At 67.5% G+C, this 11,350-nt stretch carries 7 protein-coding genes; 1 reads left to right on the forward strand and 6 read right to left on the reverse strand.

All coding sequences use genetic code 11. The annotated features are described in order from the left end of the window. Window positions 1-353: 353 nt before the first annotated feature. The 6 genes from ACFW3F_RS25265 to ACFW3F_RS25290 all read right to left on the reverse strand — a co-directional run bounded on the left by ACFW3F_RS25265 (window position 354) and on the right by ACFW3F_RS25290 (window position 9,350). Window positions 354-2,273: an ABC transporter ATP-binding protein gene (locus tag ACFW3F_RS25265; RefSeq protein ID WP_388062425.1), complete on the reverse strand. Its 1,920-nt coding sequence runs from the start codon at window positions 2,271-2,273 to the stop codon at window positions 354-356. Further along, window positions 2,270-4,003 carry an ABC transporter ATP-binding protein gene (locus ACFW3F_RS25270; RefSeq protein ID WP_388062426.1) on the reverse strand — a complete coding sequence of 578 codons (1,734 nt, stop codon included), beginning with the start codon at window positions 4,001-4,003 and terminating at the stop codon, window positions 2,270-2,272. Before ACFW3F_RS25270 ends, ACFW3F_RS25265 begins: the two co-directional genes overlap by 4 nt. Before the next feature lie 135 nt (window positions 4,004-4,138). Next, window positions 4,139-4,948 carry a family 1 encapsulin nanocompartment shell protein gene (locus tag ACFW3F_RS25275; RefSeq protein ID WP_388062428.1) on the reverse strand — a complete coding sequence of 270 codons (810 nt, stop codon included), beginning with the start codon at window positions 4,946-4,948 and terminating at the stop codon, window positions 4,139-4,141. A 34-nt stretch (window positions 4,949-4,982) separates the two neighbouring features. Next, the gene (locus tag ACFW3F_RS25280) at window positions 4,983-6,017 is read right to left on the reverse strand and encodes a Dyp-type peroxidase (RefSeq protein ID WP_388062430.1); all 1,035 of its coding nucleotides are present in this window, start codon (window positions 6,015-6,017) and stop codon (window positions 4,983-4,985) included. 107 nt (window positions 6,018-6,124) lie between these two features. Continuing rightward, on the reverse strand, window positions 6,125-7,798 hold the full coding sequence (locus ACFW3F_RS25285) for an FAD-binding dehydrogenase (RefSeq protein ID WP_388062431.1): 1,674 nt from the start codon (window positions 7,796-7,798) through the stop codon (window positions 6,125-6,127). 73 nt (window positions 7,799-7,871) lie between these two features. Next, window positions 7,872-9,350 (reverse strand): amidase, encoded by a 1,479-nt coding sequence (locus ACFW3F_RS25290; RefSeq protein WP_388062432.1) that lies wholly within the window; start codon window positions 9,348-9,350, stop codon window positions 7,872-7,874. A 437-nt stretch (window positions 9,351-9,787) separates the two neighbouring features. Here ACFW3F_RS25290 and ACFW3F_RS25295 point away from each other — a divergent pair, with 437 nt between their 5' ends. Next, window positions 9,788-10,753 carry an alpha/beta hydrolase gene (locus ACFW3F_RS25295; protein ID WP_388062433.1) on the forward strand — a complete coding sequence of 322 codons (966 nt, stop codon included), beginning with the start codon at window positions 9,788-9,790 and terminating at the stop codon, window positions 10,751-10,753. Window positions 10,754-11,350: the final 597 nt, after the last annotated feature.

Consider the following 11,350-nt stretch of genomic DNA (forward strand, 5'->3'; position numbering starts at 1 on the left):
CCTTCGTGGCTCGGCGCTTGCGCTCCTCGCACCTCAGGGACCAGGGGTTATGCGGTTCTCTCGGATTAGGGACCATGGATGGTGGATCAGGATCGGTGGTTGGTCGCGCCCTCCGCAAGCTCCGGGCGTTAGTTCTGCTCCCTGAGGTGCGAGCGAAGCGAGCCACGAAGGGGCTGGCAAGCTGCCTCACCAGGCCCTTGGAGGCTCGTCGCTTGCGCTCCTCGCACCTCAGGGAGCAAACGGTCGCGCTTGCGCTCCTCGCACCTCAGGGAGCAAACGGTCGCGCCTGCGCTCCTCGCACCTCAGGGAGCAAACGGTCGCGCTTGCGCTCTTCGCGCCTCAGGGACCAGTCCTCAGCTCGCCTCGATGGCTCCGGTGAACTGGCTTTGGTAGAGCCGGCAGTACGCGCCGCGGGCGGCGAGCAGTTCGTCGTGGCTGCCCTGCTCGACGATGTGCCCGTCCTCCATGACGACGATGACGTCGGCGTCGCGCACCGTGGACAAACGGTGCGCGATGACGAAACTCGTACGATCCGACCGCAGGTTCGCCATCGCCTTCTGGATCAGCAGCTCGGTGCGGGTGTCGACCGAGCTCGTCGCCTCGTCGAGGATCAGGATCGTGGGCCGGGCCAAGAAGGCCCGCGCGATCGTGATGAGCTGTCGCTCACCAGCACTCACCCCGCCGCCCTCGTCGTCGAGGACGGTGTCGTAGCCGTCGGGGAGTGTCCGCACGAAGTGGTCGACGTGACTCATCCGGGCCGCGTCGAGCACCGCTTCCCGGGGGGCGGTGGGGTCGCCGTAGGCGATGTTGTCGTAGATGGTGCCGCCGAAGAGCCACGAGTCCTGCAGCACCATGCCGGTGCGCTCGCGCAGGTCGTCCCGCGTCATCTCGGTCGAGTCGACACCGTCGACGCGGATGACCCCGGAATCGACGTCGTAGAACCGCATGATCAGGTTCACCAGGGTGGTCTTGCCCGCACCGGTCGGACCGACGATCGCGACCATGTGGCCGGGGCGCGCCACCAGACTGAGGTTCTCGATGAGCGGCTTGTCCTCGACATAACGGAAGGAGACGTCGTCGAACTCGATGAGCCCCTTGTCGTCGGCGGGCGTCTTCGGCGTCGAGGCGTCGGGCGTCTGCTCGTCGGCGTCGAGGATGTCGAAGATCCGCTCGGCGGACGCGACACCGCTCTGCATGAGGTTGATCATCGAACCGATCTGCGTCAGCGGCTGGGTGAACTGGCGCGAGTACTGGATGAACGCCTGCACCTCACCGAGACTCAGCGACCCCGAGGCCACGCGCAGCCCGCCGACGACCGCGACCGCGACGTAGTTCAGGTTTCCCAGGAACATGATCGTCGGCATGATGACGCCGGAGATGAACTGAGCCCGCCAACTCGACTCGTAGAGTTTCTGATTGCGTTCGTCGAAGGTCGCCTCGATCTCGCGCTGACGGCCGAAGGCGGTGACCAGCTCGTGGCCGGTGAAGGCTTCCTCGACCTGTGCGTTGAGCGCACCGGTCGAGGACCACTGGGCGGAGAAGTGCGGTTTGGATCGCTTGGCGATCACGCCGGTGGCGATGATCGCCAGCGGCACCGTGGCGACGGCGATCAGCGCCAGCAGGGGCGAGATCCAGAGCATCATGACCAGCAGCGCGATCACCGTCAGCACGGAGTTGGCGAACTGAGAGATGGTCTGCTGCATGCTCTGTGACAGGTTGTCGAGATCGTTGGTCACCCGGCTCAACAGCTCACCGCGCGGCATCGTGTCGTAGTAGCGCAGCGGCAGACGATGCACCTTGGCCTCGACGTCGTCGCGGAGCCGGCGGATGGTGCCGACGACGACGATGTTCAGCAGGTAACCGGCCAGCCACGCGAGCAGTGAGGAGACGACGTAGAGCACCAGGGTGATGAGCAACACGCGGCCGACAGCCCCGAAATCGACTCCGACGCCGGGGGTCACGTTCATTGACGAGACCATGTCGGCGAAGGTGTCGTCCCCGCTCTCGCGGAGGCCGGCGACCGCCTGCTCCTTGGTGAGTCCGTCGGGCAGGGTGCGGCCGATGACGCCGTCGAAGACGAGGTCGGTCGCGTAACCGAGCACGCGGGGCGCGATCGCGATCAGCACGACCGAACCCACCAGTGAAGCGAGCGTGACCGTCATCAGCAGGCGGTAGGAGGCGAGTTGTGCGACAACGCGTTTGACCGAGGGCCAGAACGAGCGGGGTTTGGATTCGGGTCCGGCCGCCATCGGCGGACCTCCGGGCCGGGTCATGCGCGCTCCTCCATCGCCATCTGCGATTCGACGATCTCGGCGTAGGTCGGGCAAGACTCCCGCAGCTCGTCGTGCGTCCCGAGGCCGACGACCCGTCCGCGATCGAGGACGACGATCTGCTCGGCGTCGACGATCGTCGAAACCCGCTGGGCCACGACGATCACCGCCGAGTCGCGGGTGGCCGGGCGCAGGGCGGCGCGCAGGCGCGCATCCGTGGTGAGGTCGAGTGCGGAGAACGAGTCGTCGAAGAGGTAGATCGCCGGCCGCCGGATGAGGGCACGTGCGATCGCCAGGCGCTGGCGCTGTCCGCCGGAGACGGTCGTGCCGCCCTGGGACACCTTGGTGTCGAGACCGTCGGGCATCGCCGACACGAAGTCCTCGGCCTGCGCGATGCGCAGCGCCTCCCAGATCTCGTCGTCGGTGGCGTCGGCCTTTCCGTGCAGCAGGTTCGAGCGGACGGTCCCGGAGAACAGATAGGGACGCTGGGGGACCAGACCGACGACCGATCGAAGAGCTTCGGGGTCGAGTCGCTTGACGTCGGTGCCGCCGACCCGCACCGCGCCGGCGGTCGTGTCGATCAGTCGAGGGATCAGTCCGATGAGTGTTGTCTTGCCCGACCCGGTAGACCCGACGATCGCGGTCGTCGTGCCCGACTCGACGCGGAAGTCGATGCCGCTCAGCACCGGATCGTCGGCACCGGGGTAGCGGAACTCGGCGGCGTCGAACTCCACCGTGCCGGGATGCGTGGCGAATCCGATCGGTTCGCTCGGCGGATGGACCGAGGTGTCGGTGGCGAGGACCTCGGAGATCCGTTCGGCGCAGACCGCCGCGCGCGGTGCCATCATCGCGAGGAACGACGCCATCATCACCGACATCAGGATCTGCATGACGTAGCTCATCACCGCGGTCAGCGCGCCGATCTCGAGCGAACCGTCGGAGACCGCGTGACCGCCGAACCAGATGACCGCGACGATGGTGACGTTGGTGATCACCATGACGACCGGGAACATCAGGGCCATCAGCCGTCCGACGTGCAGGGTCGCGTCGGCGAGATGGTCGTTGGCGACGGCGAACCGCTTGCGTTCGTAATCCTCCCGGACGAACGCCCGCACGACCCGGATACCGGTGATCTGTTCGCGCAGGACCCGGTTGACGTTGTCGATGCGCTCCTGCATGGCGCGGAAGCCCGGGATCATCTTCGCGATGATCGCGCCCATCGAGACCCCGAGGATGGGCACGGCGATGGCGATCACCCACGACAGGGCAGGCGCCTCCCGGACTCCCATGATGATGCCGCCGATGCACATGATCGGCGCCATCACCAGGATGGCGCTGCTCATCACGATCAGCAGCTGCACCTGCTGCACGTCATTGGTGGTGCGGGTGATCAGCGACGGTGCGCCGAACGTGCCGACCTCGCGTGCGGAGAAGGAGTTCACGCGATGCAGCAGATCGCCGCGGATGTCGCGGCCGACCCCCAGCGCAGCACGTGCTCCGAAGTACTGCGCGGTCACCGTCACGATGATCTGCGCGATGCTCACCAGCAGCATCCAGCCACCGATACGCAGGATGTAGCCGGTGTCCCCGCGCGCGACGCCGTTGTCGATGATGTCGGCGTTCAGGCTCGGCAGATACAGCATCGCGACGGTCGCCAGCAACTGCAGGACGATGACGAGTACGACGTTGATCCGATACCGCCCGAGGTACGTGCGGATGAGGCGGGTCAGCATCTGACCGCCGGGAGCGGAGCGAACGAGGCGGGTATCACTACGAGCACCTGCGCCAGACTAGTTGCCGTTCGCAACGGACGCCGCAGAGCGTCGGCTGGGCGGGAACCCGGGCACGCGAGGACCGCGGACAGCTGCTCAGACCGTCGGCGGTTCGGTCAGTGCGACAGCTGCCTCGGCGGTGTGGGCGAGGAAGGTGAACGACTCCTGGAAGTAGAGGTTCACCACATCGGCATCGTGCGAGTCGTAGCCGATCGACACGTCCTGCCCGATGGTCAGCTCGAAGTCGCCGCCGCGGGTGCTCATCACGAACGCGCCGGTGATCGCCGGCGCCCACACGATGTCGCCGGTGAAGAGGCGCTGGATGTGTTCGAGGATCGGGTAGCCGTGGTTCGATGTCTCGTTCACCTGGGTGTAGGCCTCGGCCGACAGGGCCACCGCATACGGGCCGTCGACCGACGCCAGTCGTAGCGTGCTCAACGCCTGGCTGACCGCCTCCGGGTAGTCGCGAACGTCAGCGGGCAGCGGGATCGGGGTGGCGGCGGCCTCGGCGCGGATCCCGCTGATCGATGCCGCGGCATAACCCTCGAAGATGGCCCGGTCCTCGGCCAGGGCCAGTTCGCGCGCCGCCTCGACGACCGGGTCCCAATCGGAGTCCTTCGCGCCGCGATCGACGTCGTCGATGGCCTCACGAGACACCGTGAACGGGACCTTGAGCTCCACCAGCGACTGGGTGCGACGCTGGAAGGCGGTGATGCCCTGGGCGGGCGAGTCGATCTTGGTGCGATGCCCGAGGGTCACCGAGGCGGTGTCGGAACCGAGGGGTCCGGTCACGTCGACGAGGCGCCGGCCCGCGACGTTGCGCTTGAACGAGCGGGTGGCCTCCTCCTCGATCTCGGCCCACGCCGCGTCGGAGATCGGAGCGAGTTCGCGATGCAGGTTGTTCATGGTGTCCTCCTGGTGCGGTGGTCGGAAGGTGTCGTCAGTGCAGTGACCCGATACCCAGCGAACCGTCGGAACGGTGCGTCGGGGCCGGAGCCGGTGCGGATGCGGCGTCGGCCGCGGGTGGCAGGTCGTCGAGGAAGTCGAGGGTGGGCGTGAAGAACTGGGCGCCGGTCACTGCCGTGGTGAAGTCGAGGAGGCGGTCGTAGGTGCCGGGCGGGTCGCCGATGAACATCTTGCGCAGCATCTCCTCGGTGACATCGGGCGTTGCCGAGTACGCGATGTAGTAGGTGCCGTTCACGCCTTTGCCGTTCGTTCCCGGGCCGTTGACAGTGCTGCCGGAGACGTCGCCGTAGGGCATGTTGTCGCGGACCACGTCGATCTCCTCGCCGTTCTCGTCCTCGACGACGTTCAGCGCGATGTGAGAGTTCGGCGGCTTCACGTCGTCGGGCATCTCGACGTTGTCGAGCTTGGTACGACCGATCGCGGCTTCCTGTTCCTCGGTGCTCAGGTCGTTCCACGACGACAGGTCGTGCACGTAGCGCTGGACGGCGACGTAGCTGCCGCCGGCGAAGTCGGGGTCCTCGTCGCCGACCGTGATCGCGTCGATCGCGGCCTGCCCGGTCGGGTTCTCGGTGCCGTCGACGAACCCGATGAGATCGCGCAGATCGAAGTAGCGGAACCCGTGCACCTCGTCGACCACGGTGACCGCGTCCCCGAGTGCCTCGGTGATCTTGGCGCCGAGCTCGTAGCACAGACCCATGTCGTCGGACTTGATGTGCACGAGCAGGTCGGCGGGCGTCGCCGGGGCGGTGTGGACCTCGCCCTCATAGGGGACGAACGGTCGAAGCGAGCGGGGTCGGGGGCCGGCGAACAGGCGGTCCCACGCCTCGGACCCGATCGACACGATGCCGGCCAGTGCGGCCTCCGGCGCTCGTGAGGACACCGCGTTGTTCAGGCCGGGGATCGCTTCCAGCGCATCACGTACCGCCTCCTCACCGCCGTCGTCGATGGTGAAGACGAGGAAGATCGCCGCTTTGGTCTTCCGGGTCAGGATTGTCTGGGGGACCGGCACGCTGAACACCCTAGCCCATGCGCAAGTGCCGTGGGGCGGCAGATCGTGCCGCGAATGTGTAGGGCAGGCAACCCTTTTCGACGGCGTCGCGGACTCGGGCGCGACGATCAGCCGCGCGGTGTGGCCCGCGCCACTGCCCGGCCTGCAGCGCGGCCGGAGAAGATGCAACCGCCGAGGAACGTCCCCTCCAGCGCGTTGTACCCGTGGACGCCACCGCCGCCGAAGCCCGCGACCTCACCGGCGGCGAACAGGCCGTCGAAGGCGCTCCCGTCGGGCCGCAGCACCTGGGAGTCCAGATTGGTCTCGAGCCCGCCCAACGTCTTGCGGGTGAGAACGTTGAGCCGCACCGCGATCAACGGACCGTGCTCCGGGTCGAGAAGCCGATGCGGCTTGGCGACGCGAACGATCTTGTCGCCGAGGAACTGTCGCGCATTGGTGATAGCCATCAGCTGCGCGTCCTTGGAGAACTTGTTGCCGATCTCGGCATCGCGCGCGGAGATGATGCGTTCGATGTGCGCGAGATCGAGCTCGGGGCCGCGGGCGATCTTGTTCATCCCGGCCACCAGCTCGGGCAGATTGTCGGCGACCACGAAGTCGACGCCATTGCGCACGAAGGCGTCGACCGGTCCGGCGGCGCCCTTCGCCAGCCGGCTCTTCGCGGTCAGCTTCAGGTCCTTCTCGGTGATGTCAGGGTTCTGCTCCGACCCCGACAGCATGAACTCCTTCTCCACGATCGTCTGGGTGAGGATGAACCACGAGTAGTCGTGGCCGGCCGACAGGATCGCCTTCATCGTCGAATTGGTGTCGAAGCCGGGGAAGTTCGGTGGGGCGAGGCGATTGCCGTTGGCGTCGAGCCAGAGCGACGACGGCCCGGGGATGATGCGGATCGCGTGATCGGGCCAGATCGGGTCCCAGTTGTGGATGCCCTCGGTGTAATGCCACATCCGATCGCGGTTGACGATGTTGGCGCCTGCGGTCTCGCTGATCTCCAGCATCCGGCCGTCGACGTGTGCCGGGACGCCGGAGATCATCGTCTCCGGCGCGGGGCCGAGACGCTCGACCGGCCAGTTCTTGCGGATCAGGTCGTGATTGTGTCCGATGCCGCCGGACGTGACGATGACCGCCCCGGCGCGGATCTCGAAGTCGCCCACGGCATCCCGGTTCGACTCGCGCCCGCGCTCGACGTCGGTCGGAGCGAGTGTGACACCGCGCACGCCGACGGCGGTACCGTCGTCGACGATGAGCTCGTCGACGCGATGCCGGAACCGGAACTCGACGAGCCCGCGCTTCTCCGCCTCCAGGACCGGTTCGGCGAAGACCCGGACCACCTCGGGTCCGGTTCCCCACGTGAGGTGGAAGCGGGGCACCGAGTTGCCGTGGCCGTCGGCGAATCCGCCGCCGCGTTCGGCCCACCCGACGATCGGGGTGATGCGCAGACCGAGGTCGTGCAGATACTGCCGCTTCTCGGTGGCGGCGAAGTCCACATAGGCGCGCGCCCACTGACGCGGCCAGTAGTCCTCATCGTCACGGTCGAAACCGGCCGACCCCATCCAGTCCTGCAGGGCGAGGTCGGCCGAATCCTTGATGCCGAGCCGGCGTTGCTCCGGGGTGTCCACCATGAACAATCCCCCCAGCGACCAGAACGCCTGCGCGCCAAGATTCTTGCGATTCTCCTGGTCGACCACGACGACGCGGCGCCCGGCCTTGGTGAGCTCATATGTCGCGACGAGACCCGCCAGTCCCGCCCCGACGACCACCGCGTCGGCCTCGTGCTCCGCCACCGCATCTCCTCACACCGTCGCCATGTCCGAGCCGCTCCCGGCATGTGCACTCGCAGACGAGGTTAGCCCTGTACTAGAGCGCGATGTCGGCGTACCGGTGGAACCACGGTGCGGCGGCTTCGAGTCCGGCCGCGAGGGCGAGGAGGTCGCCGTCGGCACCGAGGCGGCCGACGAACTGCACGCCGAGAGGGAGGCCGGCATCGGTCCAGTGCAACGGCACGCTCATGGCCGGCCGACCGGTGAGATTCGCGAGCTGTGTGTACGGCACCCAGCCGAGGCTCTCGTAGATGAGTTTGTCGATGATCCCGAGACGCGAGATGGCACGGCCGGACCGTGCTCTCGAGGCGAGTCGCGCCGCCCGCTGCAGGGCCGGTGGCGTGGTCATCGACCCGACCCGGGGCGGCGGCACGGCGAGCGTGGGCGTCAGCAGCAGGTCGTGGGTCTGATGAAAGCGGTCGAGAGCCAGGACGTGGTCGTTGATCCGGTCGAGTGCGGTGAACAGGGGAACGACCCCGGCCGCCCGGCCCAGCTCCGCGAGGGTCAGGGTGTCGGCCTCGAAGTGGGAGTCGGGAGCACCGGTGAGGCGTCGCACCTCGTCGACCTGCGCGGCGCATTTCGCGAACCAGATGTCGAGGAAATCGCGCGCGAGTGCGGCGTCGTCGTGCGGTGGGTCGACCTCCTCGACCTGGTGGCCCAGTTCGGTCAGCACCGACGCGGCGTGTTCGACGGCCGCGACGGCCTCCGGGTGCGGATTCGCGTTGATCGCCGACCTCGTGGTGAACCCGATGCGCAGCAACCGCGGCGGGGTGGCGATCCGGGCGCTGTAGCTCTCGGTGTGCAAGGGGGTCGGGTAGGTCGACGACGGCGTGGGCCCGATCAAGGCGTCGTAGAGGGCCGCGGCGTCGCGGACGGTCCGCGTCACCACCCCTTCGACGCCCATGCCGAAGAGCGGCTCGCCGGTCTGCGGGCCGTACGGCATCAGTCCGCGCGAGCTCTTGAGTCCGAACAGTCCGGTACACGCGGCCGGGATGCGGATGGAACCGCCGCCGTCGCTGGCCCCGGCGGCCGGCACGATCCCGGCAGCCACCGCGGCAGCGCTGCCGCCCGACGACCCGCCCGGAGTCACCTCGAGATCCCAGGGATTGCGTGTCGGACCCCAGAACGTCGGCTCGGTGATCCCCTTCGCCCCGAACTCCGGGGTGTTCGTCTTGCCGAAGATCACCAGCCCGGCGTCGAGGAACCGGCGGACGCCGAAGGAGTGTTCACGGGCGATGTGCGTCGCGAGTGCTCGTGAGCCGCGCGTGGTCGGGTAGCCGCGGTAATCCTGGGCGAGATCTTTGATGAGGAACGGAACGCCGGCGAACGGCCCGGTGAGGTCGCCCCGGACGCGGGCATCGGCCTCGGCGTCCATGCGGATCACGATGGCGTTGAGCGACGGATTCACCGCCTCTGCGCGCGTTCGAGCGAGGTCCAGCAGTTCGGCAGCCGTCACCTCGCCGGAGGCGACGAGACCGGCCAGCGTGGTCGCGTCCGCGGACAGATACTCGCCCATGTGCACGTCCCGACACTAGTTGTTCGGGCGGCGGCCGGAGAGCACTTGAGGCCGACTGGTCGGCGGCGCGGCCGATCGATCCGCCGTCCCGCCCCCGACGGTCACCGTTGCCCGCGCAAAGCGGTAACGGGGTGATCGCGAGTGCGCGGACCAGACGGACGAGGAATCCGCCCCGCGCGCCGCCTATGTACCAAATGAGCTGTTCAGCGTCGACGGGTGTGACATGTACCACCCGGAGATGGCATCACGGGATCCGTTCTGGCCTTTGCCGTGGCGTTATCGTGCCGTTACACTTCAGCACGACGGGTTCCGCTGCCCGGGGGGACCAATACAATCCCTCCTACATACGTCTTCGTATGCAGCCCGCAGCAGTACCCGGTAGGCAAGACCCGCAAGCGGCCGGATCCGGCCGTGGTGATCCAAAGGAAAACTGACGAATGCTGACACGCGCCCGTAAGCGCCTCGTCGCCGGACTCGTGGCTCTCGTGGCCGTCTCGGGTGCGACGCTGGTCGCAGCTCCGCCGGAGGCCGCTGCGGCCAACGGCTGCAATGTCGAGTACGTCCGCTCGAACGCCATGAACCGGACCGTGCCCGTGTGCATCGTCTCGGCCGGCGGTGGCGGACCCAAGCCCACGCTGTACCTGCTCGACGGACTTCGCGCCCCGAGCAACAACAGCGGCTGGCTGATCAACACCGACGTCGCCCGCTACATGGCCGGCAAGGGCACCAACGTCGCCATCCCGTTCGGCGGCGCGGGCAGCTTCTACACCGACTGGCAGACGGCCGATCCCAAGCTGGGCGTCAACAAGTGGGAGACCTTCCTCACCCGCGAGCTGCCGAACTACATGAACCGGGTCCACCAGAGCGACAACCGTCGCAACGGCATCGCCGGACTCTCGATGTCGGGTACCTCGGCGCTGAACCTCGCGTCGCGTCACCCCAACTTCTACAAGGCGGTCGCGTCCTACAGCGGCTACCCGACTGTCACCTTGCCGGGCTTCACCCAGGGCATAATGGCGTCGGTTGCGGAGGTCGGCGGCAACCCGTTCAACATGTGGGGCTTCTTCCCCGCGGGCACCTGGTTCCAGAACGACCCGTTCCTGAGTGCGGGCAACCTGGCGGGCAAGAACGTCTACGTGTCCTCCGGTAGCGGTGTCGGCAGCAAGTACGACTCCTCGGTCAATCCGGCCAGCAGCAACTTCGACCCGGTCAAGTTCGCGCAGATGATCCCGCTCGAGGTCGCCGCGTCGACCAGCAGCCAGCTCTACATCGGTCGCCTTGCGCTCGTCCCGGGCGTCAAGCTCACCACCCGGATCACCCCGGACGGTGCGCACTGGTGGGACTACTGGCAGAGCACCTTCAAGGAGTCGTGGGCCAAGACCTTCCGCCCCGCCTTCTTCTGAGGGACGTGCTGACTTCGCGCACGTAAGACAATCGGCAAGGGCCGGTGACCTTCGGGTCACCGGCCCTTGTTCATGAGGCCTCTGCTCTCTGAGGTGCGAGCTTGCGGGGCCAAACTCCTGCTCCCTAATCCGAAAGAACCGCATAACCCCTGCTCCCTGAGGTGCGAGGACCGCAAGCCGCCGGGCCGAGCAAGCGACGAAGGAGCGCGTCGAGGTCGAAGAGCCTCGAAGGGCCTGGTGAGACACGTTGCGAGACCCTTCGTGGCTCGCTTCGCTCGCACCTCAGGGAGCATGGATTTCGGACACTTACGAGTGTTCTCTCGTGGTCCACGACGGCCGCCAGGCCGCAGCTACTGAGGTGCGCGCTTGCGGGGCCAAACTCCTGCTCCCTGAGGAGCGAGCTCGCGAGGCCAAACTCCTGCTCCCTGAGGAGCGAGCTTGCGAGCGTCACGAAGGGTCTCCGCAACTCCCGGTCGCCGGACCCTTCGTGACGCGCCCTCCGCAGGCTCCGGGCGCTCCTCAGGGAGCAGAGGGGTGGCCCTCCGCAGGCTTCGGGCGCTCCTCAGGGAGCAGACCCGGGGGCGCCCCCCCGGGGTT

Source organism: Gordonia sp. NPDC058843, from assembly GCF_042743165.1.
Taxonomy (GTDB): Bacteria; Actinomycetota; Actinomycetes; order Mycobacteriales; family Mycobacteriaceae; genus Gordonia.

Excerpts from the sequence above, each read along its gene's own strand:
- ACFW3F_RS25290 (WP_388062432.1), bottom strand. The coding sequence starts at position 9,350 with ATGGGCGAGTATCTGTCCGCGGACGCGACCACGCTGGCCGGTCTCGTC.
- ACFW3F_RS25265 (WP_388062425.1), bottom strand. The coding sequence starts at position 2,273 with ATGACCCGGCCCGGAGGTCCGCCGATGGCGGCCGGACCCGAATCCAAA.
- ACFW3F_RS25270 (WP_388062426.1), bottom strand. The coding sequence starts at position 4,003 with ATGCTGACCCGCCTCATCCGCACGTACCTCGGGCGGTATCGGATCAAC.
- ACFW3F_RS25275 (WP_388062428.1), bottom strand. The coding sequence starts at position 4,948 with ATGAACAACCTGCATCGCGAACTCGCTCCGATCTCCGACGCGGCGTGG.
- ACFW3F_RS25295 (WP_388062433.1), top strand. The coding sequence starts at position 9,788 with ATGCTGACACGCGCCCGTAAGCGCCTCGTCGCCGGACTCGTGGCTCTC.